The sequence below is a fragment of the Burkholderia sp. BCC1996 genome, assembly GCF_905339955.1.
In the GTDB taxonomy this organism is placed as follows: domain Bacteria; phylum Pseudomonadota; class Gammaproteobacteria; order Burkholderiales; family Burkholderiaceae; genus Burkholderia.
The window spans coordinates 187589-205549 of record NZ_CAJPHM010000008.1 but is presented as its reverse complement, the minus strand read 5'-3'; the positions used below and the strand labels follow the sequence as shown (position 1 = coordinate 205549).

General features: G+C 68.5%; 14 protein-coding genes. 3 read left to right on the top strand and 11 right to left on the bottom strand.

Going from position 1 to position 17961, the window contains the following annotated elements; genetic code table 11:
- Positions 1–118: 118 nt before the first annotated feature.
- A complete protein-coding gene (locus U4Z64_RS14400) occupies positions 119–1570 on the bottom strand; it encodes a xylulokinase (RefSeq protein ID WP_321820297.1) in 1452 nt (483 codons plus the stop codon).
- A 449-nt stretch (positions 1571–2019) separates the two neighbouring features.
- Here U4Z64_RS14400 and U4Z64_RS14395 point away from each other — a divergent pair, with 449 nt between their 5' ends.
- Entirely contained in the window at positions 2020–3396 is a 1377-nt protein-coding gene (locus U4Z64_RS14395) for a nucleobase:cation symporter-2 family protein (protein ID WP_185640842.1), read from the top strand.
- Between the two features lie 259 nt (positions 3397–3655).
- Here the strand turns inward: U4Z64_RS14395 and U4Z64_RS14390 are convergent, their stop codons facing one another.
- From U4Z64_RS14390 to U4Z64_RS14380, 3 genes are read right to left on the bottom strand one after another with little or no spacing between them, the layout of a single operon-like run.
- Positions 3656–5179 (bottom strand): efflux transporter outer membrane subunit, encoded by a 1524-nt coding sequence (locus tag U4Z64_RS14390; protein WP_044844485.1) that lies wholly within the window; start codon positions 5177–5179, stop codon positions 3656–3658.
- The gene (bpeB, locus tag U4Z64_RS14385) at positions 5179–8379 is read right to left on the bottom strand and encodes an efflux RND transporter permease BpeB (RefSeq protein WP_044844486.1); all 3201 of its coding nucleotides are present in this window, start codon (positions 8377–8379) and stop codon (positions 5179–5181) included. Before bpeB ends, U4Z64_RS14390 begins: the two co-directional genes overlap by 1 nt.
- A 15-nt stretch (positions 8380–8394) precedes the next feature.
- Positions 8395–9672, bottom strand: a complete 1278-nt coding sequence (locus U4Z64_RS14380) for an efflux RND transporter periplasmic adaptor subunit (RefSeq protein WP_124486935.1) — start codon at positions 9670–9672, stop codon at positions 8395–8397.
- A 398-nt stretch (positions 9673–10070) separates the two neighbouring features.
- Here U4Z64_RS14380 and U4Z64_RS14375 point away from each other — a divergent pair, with 398 nt between their 5' ends.
- Positions 10071–10712, top strand: a complete 642-nt coding sequence (locus U4Z64_RS14375; RefSeq protein WP_124486934.1) for a TetR family transcriptional regulator — start codon at positions 10071–10073, stop codon at positions 10710–10712.
- Positions 10713–10717: 5 nt separating this feature from the next.
- Here the strand turns inward: U4Z64_RS14375 and U4Z64_RS14370 are convergent, their stop codons facing one another.
- Positions 10718–11371: a cysteine hydrolase family protein gene (locus U4Z64_RS14370; RefSeq protein WP_321820296.1), complete on the bottom strand. Its 654-nt coding sequence runs from the start codon at positions 11369–11371 to the stop codon at positions 10718–10720.
- 152 nt (positions 11372–11523) lie between these two features.
- Here U4Z64_RS14370 and U4Z64_RS14365 point away from each other — a divergent pair, with 152 nt between their 5' ends.
- Complete coding sequence (locus tag U4Z64_RS14365) at positions 11524–12525, top strand: helix-turn-helix domain-containing protein (protein ID WP_321820295.1); 1002 nt, start codon at positions 11524–11526, stop codon at positions 12523–12525.
- Positions 12526–12544: 19 nt separating this feature from the next.
- On the opposite strand, the gene U4Z64_RS14360 is transcribed toward U4Z64_RS14365, so the two are convergent.
- The 6 genes from U4Z64_RS14360 to U4Z64_RS14335 form a co-directional block, all read right to left on the bottom strand.
- Positions 12545–13252: a CoxG family protein gene (locus U4Z64_RS14360; protein ID WP_321799201.1), complete on the bottom strand. Its 708-nt coding sequence runs from the start codon at positions 13250–13252 to the stop codon at positions 12545–12547.
- 28 nt (positions 13253–13280) lie between these two features.
- On the bottom strand, positions 13281–13640 hold the full coding sequence (locus U4Z64_RS14355) for a DUF427 domain-containing protein (RefSeq protein WP_044844491.1): 360 nt from the start codon (positions 13638–13640) through the stop codon (positions 13281–13283).
- Positions 13641–13778: 138 nt separating this feature from the next.
- Positions 13779–14216, bottom strand: a complete 438-nt coding sequence (locus U4Z64_RS14350; protein ID WP_124570685.1) for a carboxypeptidase-like regulatory domain-containing protein — start codon at positions 14214–14216, stop codon at positions 13779–13781.
- Positions 14217–14309: 93 nt separating this feature from the next.
- Positions 14310–15794 carry a DegQ family serine endoprotease gene (locus U4Z64_RS14345; RefSeq protein WP_044844493.1) on the bottom strand — a complete coding sequence of 495 codons (1485 nt, stop codon included), beginning with the start codon at positions 15792–15794 and terminating at the stop codon, positions 14310–14312.
- 120 nt (positions 15795–15914) lie between these two features.
- Positions 15915–17261, bottom strand: coding sequence for an ATP-binding protein (locus U4Z64_RS14340; RefSeq protein WP_044844494.1), 1347 nt, complete (start codon positions 17259–17261; stop codon positions 15915–15917).
- Positions 17262–17264: 3 nt separating this feature from the next.
- Entirely contained in the window at positions 17265–17927 is a 663-nt protein-coding gene (locus U4Z64_RS14335) for a response regulator (RefSeq protein ID WP_044844495.1), read from the bottom strand.
- Between the last annotated feature and the right edge of the window lie 34 nt (positions 17928–17961).

The following is a 17961-nucleotide window of genomic DNA, read 5'->3' as shown; positions in this document are numbered from 1 at the left end:
GTATCGTGTCCGGCATGATCTCCGATCCCGCTGCCCGTCGCGCGCGGGAAACGGCCGTCGGCTTGCCGCGAGGCGTCACCGCTGTCGCAACAGGACAATCCAGGACAAGTGCCCGAGTTTAAACGCCGCTCGTGAACCACGCATCCGCTCGCGCATACAGATCGATGAAACGCGCATGACGGGCGGCCAGCGCGCGATCGTCGCGCGGCGCGGCGACGGGTGACGCAGCCGGCGCCAGCGTGCGCAGCGCGTCGTCGCGCCAGTGTCCGATCGCGACGCCGGCGAGCAGCGCGGCACCGCGCGTCGCGGCGTTCGGGCAATCGACCGCGTCCAGCGACGCGCCGAGCGCATCCGCGAGCAACTGGCGCCAGCGCGGATCGACCGAGCCGCCGCCGGCGAGGCGCAGCGTCGTCACCGGATCGGCCGGGTTCGCAGCGCGGATCGCATCGAGCCCCGCGCGCAGCGCGAACGCGACACCTTCGAATGCGGCGCGCATCATCGCGCCGCGCGTGTCGCCGAGCCCGAGCCCGAGCCAGCCGCCGCGCGCATCGGGATTCATCCACGGCGAGCGCTCGCCCGTCAGGTACGGCAGGAAGCACAGCCGCTCGGACGCCGGCTGCGCGAACGCGTCGTCGTACGCATCCGCCCAGCCCGGATAGCCGAGCCAGCCGCGCACGGCTTCGAGCGCGAGCCCGACATTCTGCATCGCGGCCATCGTGTAATAACCGTCGCCGGCTGCCGCGCGATAGCGGTGCAGCCCGCGCCGCGCGGGCGGCAGCGCATCCGCGAGCACGACGATCTGGCCGCCGCTGCCGGTGGTCAGCAGCGCGTCGCCGGCCGCGACGAGCCCGCTGCCGAGCGCCGCGCACGCGGTATCGGCCGCCCCCGTCGCCAGCGGCACGCCGGCCGGCAGCCCGAGTGCCGCCGCGGCCTTTGCGTCGAGCACGCCGCAGCGCGCGCCCGACGCCCGCACCGGCGCGAACCGGTCGGCCGGCAAGCCCAGCGACTCGATCAGCGCCGTATCCCATGCGCCGTCCGGCGTCGCGAGCGCGGTCGCGCACGCGTCGCTCGGATCGGCCACGACCTCGCCGCCCAGCGCGACGCGCAGCCAGTCCTTCGGCTGCACGGCCCAGCGTGCGGCCCGCAGCGCCTGCGGTTCGTGTGCGGCCAGCCAGCGCAACAGCGGGCCCGCCATGCCGGGCGCGACGGGATTCGGTGCGACGGGCAAACCGGCGGCGGGCCAATCCGCCGCGTCCGCTTCGCGCACCGCGCGCGTATCGGGCCACAACAGCGCGGGCCGCACCGGCTGCCCGGCCGCGTCGATCAGCACGACGCCGTGCATCTGGCCGGAGAAGCCGATCGCGGCGACCTGCGCGCGCTCGCCGGCCGGCAGCCGCGCGGCGGCCCGCACGAGCGCCTGCCTCCAGACGTCGGGCGCGATTTCGGCCCAGCCGGGCTGCGGCGACGACAACGCATAGGGTTCGCTCGCGACCGCGCGCTCGACGCCATCGGCATCGAGCGTGACGAGTTTGACGGAGCCGGTGCCGAGGTCGATTCCGAGCAGGCGCATGACGGGATGGCGTAGTCGAGTGAACGGATATCGATGATAGCGGGATCGCGCCATTCGCCCCGATTTTTGCGACGCTTTCGGCCGCGCGGCGACGCGAAAACACGGCCGTGCACGACCGCCCACGCCGGGCTGCACCTTGCCCGCCAAAACAGCCGCTCGCGGGTTAACCCGGCGCGATTTTTCGCCGGTCGTTTTTGCCACTATGCCGCGGTCGCGATACACACCATAAAGCGGCCGATATTTGACACGGGGGTCCGCGCTATTTTGTAGGGCTATAAAACCGGGGAACCTCACTCCAGCGGCAGTTTCCCGATGATCGACACCCTGTTTCATGCCGACCAGGCATATCGAACCAGCAAAGAACGGAATAGAACCCAGCGCTCTTGTTGCGATGTGGCATTCCGCATAACTTCGTACCACCCCGAAAACAAGATCATGGAGTGAGACAGATGCAATCGAACACGGTCCATCCGTGCGATGAGGTGCTGCCGACCGGCAAGCTTGTAACGCTTGGTCTCCAGCACGTCCTCGTCATGTACGCCGGCGCCGTCGCCGTGCCGCTTATCGTCGGCGGCGCGCTGAAGCTGCCGAAAGACCAGATCGCGTTCCTGATCAGCGCCGATCTGTTTTCGTGCGGCATCGCCACGCTGATCCAGACGCTCGGCCTGTGGATCTTCGGGATCCGCCTGCCCGTCATTATGGGCTGCACGTTCGCGGCCGTCGGCCCGATGATCGCGATCGGCACCAACCCCGGCCTCGGCATTCTCGACATCTTCGGCTCGACCATCGCGGCCGGCATCATCGGCATCGTGCTCGCGCCGATGATCGGCAAGCTGTTGCGGTTCTTCCCGCCGGTCGTGGTCGGCACCGTGATCGCTGTGATCGGGCTGTCGCTGATGGAAGTCGGGATCAACTGGGCAGCCGGCGGCGTCGGCAACCCCGAATACGGCAGCCCCGTCTACCTCGGCCTGTCGCTGCTCGTGCTCACGCTGATCCTGCTGATCAACAAGTACGGCCGCGGCTTCCTCGCGAACATCTCGGTGCTGCTCGGCATCGTCGCCGGCTTCGTGATCGCGTTCGCGATCGGCCGCGTGAATACCGACGGCGTCGCGCACGCACCGTGGGTCGGCTTCGTGATGCCGTTCCACTTCGGCCTGCCGCACTTCGACCCGCTGTCGATCGCGACGATGGTCACGGTGATGTTCGTCACGTTCATCGAATCGACCGGCATGTTCCTCGCGGTCGGCGACATGGTCGATCGTCCGGTCAACCAGGACCGCCTCGTGCGCGGCCTGCGCGTCGACGGCCTCGGCACGCTGATCGGCGGCATCTTCAACTCGTTCCCGCATACGTCGTTCTCGCAGAACGTCGGCCTGATCGGCGTGACGGGCGTGAAGAGCCGCTTCGTCTGCGCGACGGGCGGCGTGATCCTGGTGCTGCTCGGCCTGTTCCCGAAGATGGCGCAGGTCGTCGCGTCGGTGCCGCCGTTCGTGCTCGGCGGCGCGGGCATCGTGATGTTCGGGATGGTGGCCGCGAACGGCATCAAGGTGCTGTCGAAGGTCGACTTCGTGAACAACTCGCACAACCTGTTCATCGTCGCCGTGAGCGTCGGCATGGGCCTCGTGCCGGTCGTGTCGCCGCACTTCTTCTCGAAGCTGCCGCCCGCGCTCGCCCCGATCCTGCATAGCGGCATCCTGCTCGCGTCGGCCACCGCCGTGATCCTGAACGTCGTGTTCAACGGCGTGAAGGGCGAGAAAGACGCGCGTTGCGAGATCCGCCGCGCAGGGCATGACTTCGACGGACGCCCGGCCGACGTGCATCACTGATCGGTCCGACCCGGACGCGCCGAAGGACGGCGCGATACGGTAAAGGAAAAACGCCACGGCTTGCCGTGGCGTTTTGCTTTGCGGCGAGTGATTGAGCGACGATAGCGGAGGTGCCGGTGATGACGATCCGCGGTCGCGGCCAACCGAACCGGCCGCACATAAAAAAACGCCACGGACCTTCGTCCGTGGCGTTGTCTCATCCCGGGGACCGCGACTTCGGCGAACCGGCGCGGTCGCCCGCCCCTGCCCGCCGTCGTGCTTACCCGTTCGTCGCTGCCGCCGACGCAGCGGCCGGAGCAGCCGCCTTGTCGTAGTCGACCGTCTCGTCCGGTGCGCGCGGCGTCTCGCCCGCGTGCTGGATCCAGCCGCCGCCCAGTGCGCGGTACAGCGTGACGAGGTTCGTCCAGCGTGCCAGGCGCGCGCTGATCAGCGACTGCTGTGCCGAGTACAGGTCGGTTTGCGCGGTCAGCACCGACAGGTAGCTGTCGACACCGTTCTTGTAGCGCAGGTCCGACAGGTCGAAGCGACGCTGCTGCGCGTGCTCGTTGCGCTCGAGCGCGGCGATCTGCTGGTCGTACGTGCCGCGTGCGGCCAGCCCGTCCGACACTTCGCGGAACGCCGACTGGATCGCCTTCTCGTAGTTGGCGATCTCGATGCGCTTCTGCACGTTCGCGAGGTTCAGGTTCGCGATGTTCTGCCCGCCTTCGAAGATCGGCATCGTGATCTGCGGCGCGAACGACCACGCCGCGGTGCCAGCCTTGAACAGGCCGCCGAGCGTCGGGCTGCCGGTACCGAACGCGCCCGTCAGCGAGATGCGCGGGAAGAACGCCGCGCGTGCCGCGCCGATGTTCGCGTTCGCGGCCAGCAGCGTCTGCTCGGCCTGCATCACGTCCGGACGACGCGTCAGCAGGTCGGACGGCAGACCGGCCGGCACGTCCGTCAGCAGGTTCTGCGCGTCGAGCGGCATGCCCGCCGGCAGATCGTCCGGCAGCGGCTCGCCGATCAGCAGCACCAGCGCGTTCAGTGCCTGTGCACGCGCGCGCGCCTGCGCCTGCTGGTTCGCGAGCGCCGTCTCGACGACCGTCTGCGCCTGACGCAGCTCGAGCTCGGAGCCCGTGCCGTTGTCGAACTGCAGCTTGGTCAGGTCGTACGACGCCTGGGCCGACTTCAGCGTGTTTTCCGTGACCTGCAGCAGGTCGTCGGTCGACAGCAGCGTCAGGTACTGATCCGCCACCTGCGACACCAGCGAGATCTCGGCGGCCTGCCGTGCGTACGACGTCGACAGGTACTGCGCGAGCGCCTGATCCTTCAGGCTCTGCACGCGACCGAACAGGTCGAGTTCCCACGACGCGGAAACGCCGACGTTGTAGGCCCGCGAGATATACGGCGCACCCGTCTGCGACAGGCCCTGCGGCACGCGCTGGATGCTGCCCGTGCCCGTGCCGTCGAGCGTCGGGAACAGGCCCGCGCGCGTGATCTGGTACTGCGCGCGCGCCGCCTCGATGTTCAGCACCGACACGCGCAGGTCGCGGTTGTTCTTCAGCGCGATCTCGATCAGCCGCTGCAGGCGCGGATCGACGAAGAATTCGCGCCAGCCGATGGCGGTCGCCGCCTGGCCGTTCGCGCTGCGCGCGCCGGCAGCGCCCGGCTGCGTCGCATAGACGCCGCCGGCCGGGTACGCCTGCGCGACGGGCGCGTCGGGCCGCGTGTAGTGCGGCGCCATCGTGCAGCCCGTGGCCAGCAGCGCGACCGCGATTGCAGTCAAAGCGTGTTTTTGCATCATCACTGTCCCTTGTTGCCTTCGTCGCCGTTGCCCGGCTTCTCTTCGTGGTGCGAGTGCTCCTGAGCCAGACGCAGCGCCTGGTCGACGTCTTCCTTCTCGCCGCTGAAGATCGCGCGGATCTTCACGAAGAACATCGGGATCATGAAGATCGCGAGGAACGTCGCCGTGATCATCCCGCCGATCACGCCGGTACCGATCGCGTGCTGGCTCGCCGAACCCGCGCCGTTGCTGATCGCGAGCGGCATCACGCCGAGAATGAACGCGAGCGACGTCATCAGGATCGGACGCAGCCGCAGGCGCGCCGCTTCCAGCGCAGCCTCGATCGGCCCCATCTTCTCCGTCATCTGCAGTTCGCGCGCGAATTCGACGATCAGGATCGCGTTCTTCGCGGACAAGCCCACCGTGGTCAGCAGGCCGACCTGGAAGAACACGTCGTTCTCGAGGCCGCGCATCGTCGCCGCGAGCAGTGCGCCGACCACGCCGAGCGGCACCACCATGATCACCGAGAACGGGATCGACCAGCTTTCATACAGTGCCGCAAGACACAGGAACACGACGAGGATCGAGATCGCGTACAGGATCGGCGCCTGCGAGCCGGACTGGATTTCCTGGAACGACAGGCCGGTCCACGAATAGCCGATACCGACCGGCAGCTTCTTCGCGAGCCCTTCCATCGCGGTCATCGCCTGACCGGTCGACTTGCCCGGTGCGGCCTGACCCTGGATTTCCATCGCCGACACGCCGTTGTAACGCTCGAGCTTCGGCGAACCGTACGTCCAGTGACCGGTCGCGAACGCGCTGAACGGCACCATCCCGCCCGACCCGTTGCGCACGTACCAGATGTTCATGTCCTCCGGCGTCATCCGGAACGGCGCATCCGACTGCACGTACACCTTCTTGATCCGGCCGTCGGTGTCGAGGAAGTTGTTCACGTACTTCGACGCCCACGCGATCGAGAACGTCTGGTCGATCGCATCCGCCGTCACGCCGAGCGCATTCGCCTTCTCGCGATCGATGTCGACCTTGTACTGCGGCGTATCGTTCAGCCCGTTCGGACGCACGCCCTGCAGCGTCGGATCCTTCGACGCCATCCCGAGCAGCTGGTTACGTGCGGCCATCAGCGCGTCGTGGCCGAGACCGGCGTTGTCCGTCAGCTCGAAGTCGAAGCCGGCGGCGGTGCCGAGTTCCGGAATCGACGGCGGGTTGAACGGGATCACGATCGCGTCCTTGTAGCCCGAATAGCGCCCGAACATCCGGCCGATCAGCGCCTGGACCTTCTGGTTCGCGTGCTGGCGCTGCGAGTAGTCCTTCAGGCGCACGAACACGAGACCCGAGTTCTGGCCGCGGCCGGCGAAGCTGAAGCCGTTGACCGTGAACGCCGATTCGACGATTTCCTTCTCGTCCTTCAGCAGGTAGTCGGAAATGTTCGCGAGCGTCTTCGCGGTCGTTTCCTGCGTCGAGCCCGACGGCGTCTGCACGATCACGAACATCAGGCCCTGGTCTTCATCGGGCAGGAACGACTTCGGCAGGCGCACGAACAGCAGGCCGACCGCGACGATCACGACCAGGTAGATGATCAGCCAGCGGCCCGAGCGCTTGATCACGTGGTGCACGCCGACGTGGTACTTGTCGCGGCTGTTGTTGAACGTGCGGTTGAACCAGCCGAAGAAGCCCTTCTTCTCTTCGTGATGGCCCTGCGGGATCGGCTTGAGGATCGTCGCGCACAGGGCCGGCGTCAGAATCAACGCGACCAGCACCGACAGCACCATCGCCGACACGATCGTCAGCGAGAACTGACGATAGATCGCGCCGACCGACCCGCCGGAGAACGCGACCGGCACGAACACCGCCGACAGCACGAGCGCGACGCCGACGAGTGCGCCGGTGATCTGGCCCATCGCCTTGCGGGTCGCCTCCTTCGGTGACAGCCCCTCTTCCGCCATCACGCGCTCGACGTTCTCGACCACCACGATCGCATCGTCCACCAGCAGGCCGATCGCGAGCACGAGGCCGAACATCGACAGCGTGTTGATCGAGAAGCCCACCAGCGACATGATCGCGAACGTGCCGAGCAGCACGACCGGCACCGCGATCGTCGGGATGATCGTCGCCCGCAGGTTCTGCAGGAACAGATACATCACGAGGAACACGAGCACGATACCTTCGAGCAGCGTCTTGACCACTTCCTCGATCGACAGCTTCACGAACGGCGTCGTGTCGTATGGATACTTCACGACGAGACCGTGCGGGAAGAACGGTGCGAGCTCGTCGATCTTCGCGCGCACGGCCTTCGCGGTCGCGAGCGCGTTTGCGTTGGTCGCGAGCTGGATACCGAGTGCCGCGGTCGGCTGACCGTTGTACTTCGTGTCGAAGTTGTAGTTTTCGCCGCCGAGGCCGATCTGCGCGACGTCCTTCAGGCGCACCTGCGAGCCGTCCTGGTTGACCTTCAGCAGGATGTTGCCGAACTGCTCGGGCGTCTGCAGCAGCGTCGATTCGGTGATCGTCGCCTGCAGCACGGTGCCCGGCTTGGCCGGCGTGCCGCCGATCTGGCCGCCCGCGATCTGCACGTTCTGCGCGGTGATCGCGCTCGTCACGTCGACCGGCGTGAGGCCGTAGTTCGTCAGGCGGGTCGGGTCGAGCCAGATCCGCATCGCGTACTGCGAGCCGAACAGCGTGACGGTACCGACGCCGTTCAACCGGCTGATCGGATCCTTCACGTGCGACGCCACGAAGTTCGCGAGGTCGTACTTGTTCATGCTGCCGTCTTCGGAGTTGAAGGCGAGCACCAGCAGGAAGCTGCTGCTCGACTTCGTCACCGACAGACCGAGCTGCTGCACGACCTGCGGCAGAACCGGCGTCGCGAGCGACAGCTTGTTCTGCACCTGGACCTGTGCGATGTCGGCGTTGGTGCCCGGCGCGAACGTCAGCGTGATCGTGGCGTTGCCCGAGTCGTCACTCGTCGACGACATGTACAGGAAGTTGTCGAGACCGCTCATCTGCTGCTCGATCACCTGCGTCACCGTGTCTTCCACCGTCTTCGCGGAAGCGCCCGGGTAGTTCGCGGTGATCTGGATCGATGGCGGCGCGATCGTCGGATACTGCGCGATCGGCAGCGTGAAGATCGCCGCAACCCCGGCCAGCATCAGGATGATGGCGATCACCCACGCGAAGATCGGGCGATCGATAAAAAACTTTGCCATGAAACAGGCTCCCTGTTATTGCGCGCTCGAAGCAGCGGCGGCGCTCGCCGGCGCTGCGCCCGATGCGGCGGCGCCGGACGCGGCGGCGGCGCCGGAACCGGCGGCAGCCGGCGCGGCGGTGGCAGCGGCGACACCCGATGCGGCACCGGCCGCCGGTGCGAGTTGTGCCTCCACCGACTTCACGGTCGCGCCCGGACGCACCTTCTCGCCCCCCTGCACGATTACGTGGTCGCCCGCCTGCAGACCGCCTTCGACGATCCAGTCCTGGCCGCGCATGCCCGCCGTCTTCAGCGGACGCGGCTCGACCTTGTTGCTCGCGTTCACCACCATCGCGATCGCCTGGCCCTTCTGGTCATGCGTGACGCCGATCTGCGGCACCAGGAACGCGTTCTCGTTCACGCCTTCCTCGATCCGTGCGCGCACGAACATCCCCGGCAGCAGCACGCGGCCCGGGTTCGGGAAGACCGCGCGGATCGTCACCGAGCCGGTGGCCTGGTCGACCGTCACGTCGGAGAACTGCAGCTTGCCGGCTTCGGAGTACGTCTTGCCGTCTTCCAGGATCAGCGACACCTTCGCCGCGCCCGGGCCGCTCGTCTTCAGGCGGCCGCTCTGCACGTCCTGGCGCAGCTTCAGCCCGTCGAGGCTCGACTGCGTCAGGTCGACATAGACCGGATCGAGCTGCTGCACCGTCGACATCAGCGTCGCCTGGCTCGCCTGCACGTACGCGCCCGGCGTCACCTGCGAAATGCCGACGCGGCCGGTGATCGGCGAGACCACATCCGTGTAGCCGAGATTGATCTGCGCGGTGTCGACCGCCGCCTTGCCGGCCGCGACGTCCGCCGCGGCCTGCCCTTGGGTGGCCACCGCGTTGTCGTAGTCCTGCTTGCTGACCGCGTTCGCGGCCACCAGCACCTTGTAGCGCGCGACCAGCGCGTTCTGCGTGACGAGGTTCGCCTGCGCCTTCGCGAGCGTCGCCTTCGCGCTGTTCAATGCAGCGAGGTACGGCGCCGGATCGATCTTGTACAGACGCTGGCCGGCCTTGACGTCGGTGCCTTCGGTGAATTCACGGCGCAGCACGATGCCGTCGACCCGCGCGCGGACCTGCGCAACGAGGAATGCGCTGGTACGGCCCGGCAGTTCGCTGTAGACCGGCACGGCTTGCGGCTGGACGGTGACGACGCCGACTTCCGGCGTTTGCGGCGGCGGTGCCGATTCTTTTTTTCCGCATGCAGCCAGGAAAACCGCGGCTGCCGCGACAGTGATCAAGCGGTATGGAACCCGTTCGACGCGCATGGAGCGACCTCTGTGTGTAACCAATGGAATGAGTGCGGCGCACGGACGGAGCGCCACACGGATGCGCCTCGCGGCGCAGATCGAACACCTGAATTACTGGACTACTGGATACAGCAAGTCGGCACGAGACCTCCATGCCGACGAGATGCCGCGAACTGCGGACTGGTACTTTGGCGGGAATCAGCAGAGTGGGATATTAACTGATTGCCACTTTGGTCATTCGATCGTAGGGTGGTATTGTATATACATTCACGAATGTATGTAAAAAGCCCGCTCGTCCGTCGCCAACCGCCAAGTCTTACGAATTATTACCAGTCGCAAGCATAGCCCGTCCGCACAGCCGCGACGAGGGTTACGGACCCTATATTCACCTACGATCGATCCATTCAGGCCTGCACATGGTCAGACGCACCAAGGAGGAGGCGCTCGAGACGCGCAACCGCATTCTCGACGCCGCCGAACACGTGTTCTTCGAGAAGGGCGTGTCGCACACGTCGCTCGCGGACATCGCCCATCACGCCGGCGTGACGCGCGGCGCGATCTACTGGCATTTCGCGAACAAGAGCGAGCTGTTCGACGCGATGTTCGACCGCGTGTTCCTGCCGATCGACGAACTCAAGCGGATGCCGCTCGATGCGCCCGGCGGCAATCCGCTGGAGAAGATCCGCAAGATCCTGATCTGGTGCCTGCTCGGCGTGCAGCGCGACTCGCAGTTGCGGCGCGTGTTCAGCATCCTGTTCATGAAGTGCGAGTACGTCGCGGACATGGAACCGCTGCTGCAGCGCAACCGCGCGGGGATGAGCGAGGCGCTGCACGCGATCGATGCCGATCTCGCGGGCGCCGTGCGGCTCAAGCTGCTGCCCGAGCGGCTCGACACGTGGCGCGCGACGCTGATGCTGCACACGCTCGTCAGCGGTTTCGTGCGCGACATGCTGATGCTGCCCGACGAGATCGACGCCGAGCAGCATGCGGAACAGCTCGTCGACGGCTGCTTCGATATGATGCGTTACAGCCCGGCGATGCTGAAGACGGGCGACTGACCGGCTCAGGCCGCCTTCGCGCGTTGCGCGCGGGCCCGCCGGTTCGACGCGGCCACCGAATCGCGCGTCGGCATCGCCGCGCCGCCGAGTCCCGCGATCCATGCGTCGGTCGACATCACGGCCGCGAAATTCGACTGGAACACCACCGTGTACGCGCGGTGAATCTCTTCGGCGCTCGCCGCGCCCGCTTCGTTCGCGTACGGCAACGCGCCGGTCGCGTCCGCCAGGTATTCGACGGCGAGCCCCGCGTGGGCCGCGTGATAGACCGTCGACGCATTGCAGTTGTGCGTCATGTAGCCGACGACCGCGAGCGTATCGATGCCGTGCGCGTCGAGCCACGCGGCGAGATCGGTGCCGGCGAACGAACTGGCCTGCGCCTTCACGATGAGGTGCGCATACGGCCGGTCGGCGACGACCGGATGCAGCGCGACACCGTCGGTGCCCGGTGCGAAGATCGGCGCGCCCGCCGGCGCGACGTGCTGGACGACGATCACCGGCACGCCGGCCGCGTGCGCGGCGTCGATCGCGCGGCCGATGTTCGCCAGCGACGCGTCGACGGGCGGATATTCGATCGGCAGGTTGCCCGTCACGTATTCGTTCTGGACATCGATCACGATCAGGGCACGGCGGGAAGCGGAAGACGATACGGCGTTCGACATGGCAGGCTCCGGGTTCGGCCGCGCCGCCCCGCTCCGGAACGGGGCGGACAGCAGCGCGATGCGATGCATTGTCGGATTGCATCGCGCCGGCGGACAGTGGCCCGATAGCCATTCTTCGATAGAATCGGGCCATCGCCACCCCGGAGCCCGTCATGCGCGCCGCTGCGTCGCTCGTTGCCCCCGCCCCGACCGTCGTCGCCGTGATCGCGTACGACGGCATCAGCCCGTTCCACCTGTCGGTGCCGTCCGTCGTGTTCGGCAAGGAGCGCGATGCGGCCGCGATGCCCGCGTTCGAGTGCCGCGTGTGCTCGGCCGAGCGCGGCCCGCTGTCGACGACGGGCGGCTTCACGATCACCGCGCCGTACGGGCTCGACGCGCTCGACGACGCGGACATCGTCATCGTGCCGGCATGGCGCGATCCCGACGAAGCGCCGCCGGACGTGCTGGTCGATGCGGTACGCGCGGCCGCCGCGCGCGGCGCGCAGGTGGTCGGCCTGTGCCTCGGCGCGTACGTGCTCGCCGCGGCCGGGCTGCTCGACGGGCGCCCGGCCACGACGCACTGGGCGTGGGCCGACGACTTCGCGCAGCGCTTTCCGCGCGTGAAGCTCGACCCCGACGTGCTGTACGTCGACGACGGCAACCTGATGACGTCGGCCGGCACGGCCGCGGGGCTCGACTGCTGCCTGCACGTCGTGCGGCGGCGCTTCGGCTCGGACGCCGCGAACCAGATCGCGCGGCGTCTCGTGATCCCGCCGCACCGCCAGGGCGGCCAGGCGCAATACGTGCCGCAGCCGGTCGCCGCGCATCCGCGCGACGCGCGCCTCGCGGGCCTGCTCGACTGGGTGCGCGCGCATCTCGACGTCGCGCACAGTGTGGATTCGCTCGCCGAACGCGTGCTGATGAGCCGGCGCACCTTCACGCGCCACTTCCGCCAGGCGACGGGTACGACCGTCACCGCGTGGCTGCAGGCGGAGCGGCTCACGCGTGCGCAGCATCTGCTGGAAACCACCGGACAATCGATCGACGCGATCGCGCAGGCGGCCGGCTACGGCTCGAGCGTGTCGCTGCGCCAGCATTTCGCGGGCGCGCTCGGCACGTCGCCGTCGGCATATCGGAAGGAATTTCGCGGCGCCGGGCCCGACGCCCGACGCTAGCGGCGGCGCGCGCAGGCGCTCAGGCGCCGTTGATCCAGCGCGCCGCGTACAGCAGCAGCGCCACGAACACGACGATCGCGGCCCACGCCCAGACGGGCAGCGGACCCGATTCGCGATGATGCACGGCGCTCGCGGCGCGGCCGCCGAGCGCGCCGCCGAGGTGCGGCAGCGGACGCTTCGCCGCGGCCATCAGCGACGCCGGCCGCAGGAACACATGCTGGCGACGCTGCGGGCTCGAGCGCGCGCGGTTCGGCACGAGACCGTGCTTCGCCTGCACGACCGCGCAGAATTCGCGGAAGAAATCGTCCGTCCACTCGTGCAGCGCGTTCTCGATCTGCCGCGCCGGCAGTTCGGCGAGCGGCCCGCTCGCCGTCGCCCACACCACGTATTCGATGCACGTCGCGGCCGTGTCGTCATCGTCCGGCCGCAGCACGAGCTCGACCTGCCCGCGCAGCGCGCCGAGGCCGTCGGCCCGCGCCTTGAAGTTGAGCACGCGGCGCGGCTGCCCTTCCGCGTCGCCCTGCTCGCTCGCCGAATGCGCACGCACGTCGTAGCGCGCGCGCAGCGGGCCGAGCGGCACCGTGATGGTCAGCGCGAACTCGCCGCGCGCGAGCTTCACGAACGATTCGCAATGATCGAAGCTCGCCCGCAGCAGCGCGAGATCCTCGAGCGCCGCCCGCACGACAGCCGGCGCGAGTGGTACGCGTAACGTGTCGTTCAGTTCCATGATGCCTCCCCGATGAACACGCGCCGCATCAGGACGTCTCGACGAGACTGTCGACCCGTGCGACGTCGAAGGCGACGTAGTGCGCAAGCGCGGACGCGGTCGCCCCCGGTTCCTCGTAACTCCATGCGGCGTTCTCGATCACGCCGTCTTCGGTCTGCAGGTCGAAATACACGGCCCGGCCCCTCAGCGGACAGTCCGTCGTGACGCTCGACTTCACGAGCCGGTGCATGTTCACGTCGCCGCGCGGCAGGTAATGGATATCCGGCAGGCCCGTTTCGCGCACGGTCAGCGCGCCGTGCGAATCGGCATACGTGATGCCGCGATGGATCACGCGCACGCGATGGCGGTTCGGCACGATTTCGAGGCGAGGGTCGGCGGCATCGGACATCGTTTCTCCTCCGGGCGGCGGTCCCGGCGCGCAAGCCGCGGGCCGGAAACGAAAAAGCCACGGCACAAGTGCCGTGGCCTTCATTATGGGCGAAACTGGGCCCGATTGCGCGGCCCGGCCGGGCCTGCGCGCGACGCGCTACTGCGCACTCCACTGGAACGCGACCTTCGCGCCGCCCTTCGCGCCGACCGTGACCGCGCGCGATTCGTCGCTGCCCTGGTACGACGCGTGCACGGTGTAGCGCCCCGGCGGCAGCTTCACGAGCATGTAGGGCCCGCGCGCGTCCGTCGCCAGCAGCTCGGTGCCCTTGCCGTCGACGATCCGCACATGGACGTCGGCCAGGTATTCGCCGCCCTTGCCGGTGAACCGCAGCGCCAGCGGCCACGCCGCCTCGTTGCTCTCGAATGCCGTCGATTGATCCTTGCCGATGCCGCCCGACACGTAGCTGACATCGCCCTGCTGGCTCGCCGCGGGCAAGCCGTCCGATTGCGCGTACGCGCCGGGCGCGGCGGCGGCGAAGCCGGCGGCCAGCGCCGCCGCGACGGCAAATCGGGACACGTTGCGTAGATATTGCATGGCTCCCTCCTTTCGGGTCGGAACACAGCACCACGGGCCGCACGCCGGCGGCGCCCGTCGGGGCCGGCCAGGCCGGCCCGCAACGGCCGCCGGTCAGCTCAGGTCGACCGGCACGAAGATCTGTGCATTATCCCGCTGGATCAGGAGAGCAAGACTGTTGCCTGCTCCCTTGACTGCGTCGCGCAACTGCTCGGGGCTCGTGACCGGGCGGCCGTTGACCGCGAGGATCACGTCGCCGGGCTGGATGCCCGCGCTGGCTGCCGGGCCGCCGGCCTGCTGCACGATCAGCCCGTGCGACAGGTTGGCGGCACTGCGCTCCTGCGGCGTGAGCGGCCGCACCGCGACGCCGAGGCGCCCTTGCTCGACCGGGCCGCCGTCGTTCGATGCCAGCTTCGCGTCGGTCATCGCGCCGAGCGTCACGCTGATCGACTTCGTCGACTTGTCGCGCCACACCTGCAGGTCGGCCTTCGAGCCCGGCTTCAGGTTCGCGATCTGCGCGGGCAGCGACGTGGAGTCGGCCACCGGCGAGCCGTTGACCGCGAGGATCACGTCGCCCGGCTGCAGGCCGGCCTTCGCGGCCGGGCCATTCGGGTCGACCGAGCTGACGAGCGCGCCGTCCGGCTTCTGCAGTCCGAACGAGCTCGCGAGCGTCTGGTTGAGCCCCTGCACGGCGACGCCGAGGCGGCCGCGGCTCACGTGGCCGGTCTTCACGAGCTCGTCCTTGACCTTGATCGCCTCGTTGATCGGGATCGCGAACGACAGGCCCTGGAAGCCGCCCGTCTGCGAGTAGATCATCGAGTTGATGCCGATCACCTCGCCCTGCAGGTTGAACAGCGGGCCGCCCGAGTTGCCGGGGTTCACCGGCACGTCGGTCTGGATGAACGGCGTGTAGTTCTCGTCGGGCAGCGCGCGCGATTTCGCGCTGATGATGCCGGACGTGACCGTGTTGTCGAAGCCGTACGGCGAACCGATCGCGACGACCCACTGGCCGACCTTGCTCTGTGCCGGGTCGCCGATCTTCACGGTCGGCAGGCCGCTCGCGTCGATCTTCAGCACCGCCACGTCGGATTGCTTGTCGGCACCGACGACCTTCGCCTTGTACTCGCGCTTGTCGGTCAGCTTGACCGTGACGACGTTCGCGCCGTCGATCACGTGCGCATTGGTGAGGATGTACCCGTCCGAGCTGACGATGAATCCCGACCCGAGGCTCGCGCTCGGCTGGTCGTCCGGCTGCGTGTCGCCGCCCATGCCCGGCACCTGGCCGTAGAAGTGCTTGAAGAACTGGTAGAACGGATCGCTCGGATCCATCGGCAGCTGCGGCTGCGGCACGCGCCGCGACACCTGCTTCACGACGTGCTTCGCGCTGATGTTCACGACCGCCGGGCCGTAGGTTTCGACCAGCCCGGAGAAATCGGGAATGCCGGTCTTCGCCGCGGCCTCGGCCGGCATCAGCGCGGCGGCCTGCGCGGGCGTGATGATCTGCGGATCGGCGCGGCGGGTGCCCGCGACATAACCGGCGGACAGGGCGGCCGCCACGGCGACCGCGACGGCGCCGCGCGCAAGGAATCGGGTGTTCATCGTAGGACCTCCTCGTTGTTAGGACGCAGCGTAACGACGCTGACTTAAAGGAGGCTTAATCGACCTTAAGCGGGGCTTAGGCCGCCGCTAGCGCGCGGCGCCCGCGCGGTGTGCCGTTCGTCATACGGATTCGGACGCCTGCGGCGCCGGCTGCGGCAGCCCGGCATCGCGGAACACGACGCTCACGAGCAGGCCGCCCGCGGCCGCGTCGCCGAGCGTCACGGTCGCGCCCTGCTGAGCCGCCACGCGCTTGACGATCGCGAGCCCCAGCCCGCTGCCCGACACGTCGGCCCGCGCCCGCGCGGAGCTGTCGCGGTAGAAGCGGTCGAACACGCGCTCGCGCTCTTCGGCCGGGATGCCGGGGCCGCTGTCGCCGATCTGCACGCACGCGCGGCCTGCCGCGTCGCGCGTCAGCGACACGTCGATGCGGCCGCCGTCCGGCGTGTACTTCACCGCGTTGTCGAGCAGGTTGCCGAACATCACGCGCAGCGCGCCGACGTCCGCGACGACGGTCGCCGCGCGCGTCTCCTCGAAGCCGAGATCGATGCTGTGCCGTTGCGCGAGCGGTGCATGCGCGGCCACGCATTCGACCAGCAGCGCCTGCAGGTCGACCGGCTCGCGCATCGTCGCGCCGTCCGGTTCGGCGCGCGCCAGCGCGAGCAATTGCTCGGCGAGGCGCGTCGCGCGCGTGACGCCGTCCTGCAGATCGGCGAGCGCCTCGCGGCGCGACGTGTCGTCCTTCGCGCGCGCGACGAGCTGCGCCTGGATCTGCACGGCCGCGAGCGGCGTGCGCAGCTCGTGCGCGGCGTCGGCGACGAAGGCCTTCTGCGTGTCGAGCGCGGCCGCGAGCCGCGCGAGCAGCCCGTTCAGCGCGCGCACGAGCGGCTGCACCTCGAGCGGCAGGCGTGCATCGGGCAACGGATCGAGCGCTTCCGGCCGGCGCGCCTCGACCGCGCGCGTGAGACGCTCGAGCGGCGCGAGCCCTTGCCCGACGATCATCCAGACCGCCGCGCCGAGAAACGGCAGCAGCACGATCAGCGGCCACAGCGTGCGCAGCGCGACGTTCGCCGCGAGCCGGTTGCGCACCGACAGCGGCTGCGCGAGCTGCACGACGTTGTCGCCGACGATCGCGCCGTACACACGCCATTCGCCGCGATCGGTGCGCTCGGTCGAGAAGCCGAGTTCCGCGCGCGGCGCGATCGGCGCGCGCGGATGCGAGAAGTACATCAGCACGCCGTTGCGGTTCCAGATCTGGATCACGATGCCTTCGTCGCCGTTGGTGCGCGAACCGAACACCTGCGAAAACGGCTCGGACGGCAGCGCCGCGGCGATTTCCTGCAGCTGGTAGTCGAACAGCTCGTTCGCTTCGGCGAGCGCCTGCCGGTAGATCAGCCAGCCCGCGGCGCCCACGCCCGCGACGACGATCGCGAGCAGCCAGATCAGTAGTTGATGACGAATCGACCGCACGCGTCAGCTTTCCTTGACGACCATGTAGCCGAGCCCGCGCACGTTGCGGATCAGGTCCGAGCCGAGCTTCTTGCGCAGCGCGTGGATGTAGACCTCGACCGTGTTGCTGCCGATCTCCTCGCCCCAGCCGTACATCTTTTCCTCGAGCTGGCTTTTCGACAGCACCGCGCCGGGCCGCGCGAGCAGCGCCTCGAGCAGCGCGAACTCGCGCGCGGACAGCGCGACGGGCGCGCCGTCGAGCGTCACCTGGTGCGACGCGGGATCGAGCGTCAGCGCGCCGTGGCGGATCAGCGACTCGCTGCGCCCCGCCTGGCGGCGGATCAGCGCGCGCATCCGCGCGCCCAGTTCGTCGAGGTCGAACGGCTTGACGAGGTAGTCGTCGGCGCCCGCGTCGAGCCCCTTCACGCGATCGGCCACCGCATCGCGCGCGGTGACGATCAGCACCGGCAGCGACTGCCCGCGCGCACGCAGCGTGCGCAGCACGTCGATGCCGTCGCGCTTCGGCAGGCCGAGGTCGAGCAGCAGCAGGTCGTACGTCTCGCCGCCGAGCGCCGTGAGCGCGGCGTCGCCGTCCTGCACCCAGTCGACCGCGAAGCCGTCGGCGCGCAACGCCTTGCGTACGCCCTCGGCGATCATTCGATCGTCTTCAACAAGCAGAATCCGCATCGGAACCGGAACCCATCTGACGAGTAAGACATGG

Bases quoted from the DNA above. Each gene is read 5' to 3' on its own strand.
- U4Z64_RS14390 (WP_044844485.1), bottom strand. From the start codon at position 5,179: ATGATGCAAAAACACGCTTTGACTGCAATCGCGGTCGCGCTGCTGGCC.
- U4Z64_RS14400 (WP_321820297.1), bottom strand. From the start codon at position 1,570: ATGCGCCTGCTCGGAATCGACCTCGGCACCGGCTCCGTCAAACTCGTC.
- bpeB (WP_044844486.1), bottom strand. From the start codon at position 8,379: ATGGCAAAGTTTTTTATCGATCGCCCGATCTTCGCGTGGGTGATCGCC.
- U4Z64_RS14355 (WP_044844491.1), bottom strand. From the start codon at position 13,640: ATGTCCGATGCCGCCGACCCTCGCCTCGAAATCGTGCCGAACCGCCAT.
- U4Z64_RS14345 (WP_044844493.1), bottom strand. From the start codon at position 15,794: ATGAACACCCGATTCCTTGCGCGCGGCGCCGTCGCGGTCGCCGTGGCG.
- U4Z64_RS14360 (WP_321799201.1), bottom strand. From the start codon at position 13,252: ATGGAACTGAACGACACGTTACGCGTACCACTCGCGCCGGCTGTCGTG.
- U4Z64_RS14380 (WP_124486935.1), bottom strand. From the start codon at position 9,672: ATGCGCGTCGAACGGGTTCCATACCGCTTGATCACTGTCGCGGCAGCC.
- U4Z64_RS14395 (WP_185640842.1), top strand. From the start codon at position 2,020: ATGCAATCGAACACGGTCCATCCGTGCGATGAGGTGCTGCCGACCGGC.
- U4Z64_RS14335 (WP_044844495.1), bottom strand. From the start codon at position 17,927: ATGCGGATTCTGCTTGTTGAAGACGATCGAATGATCGCCGAGGGCGTA.
- U4Z64_RS14375 (WP_124486934.1), top strand. From the start codon at position 10,071: ATGGTCAGACGCACCAAGGAGGAGGCGCTCGAGACGCGCAACCGCATT.
- U4Z64_RS14370 (WP_321820296.1), bottom strand. From the start codon at position 11,371: ATGTCGAACGCCGTATCGTCTTCCGCTTCCCGCCGTGCCCTGATCGTG.
- U4Z64_RS14365 (WP_321820295.1), top strand. From the start codon at position 11,524: ATGCGCGCCGCTGCGTCGCTCGTTGCCCCCGCCCCGACCGTCGTCGCC.
- U4Z64_RS14350 (WP_124570685.1), bottom strand. From the start codon at position 14,216: ATGCAATATCTACGCAACGTGTCCCGATTTGCCGTCGCGGCGGCGCTG.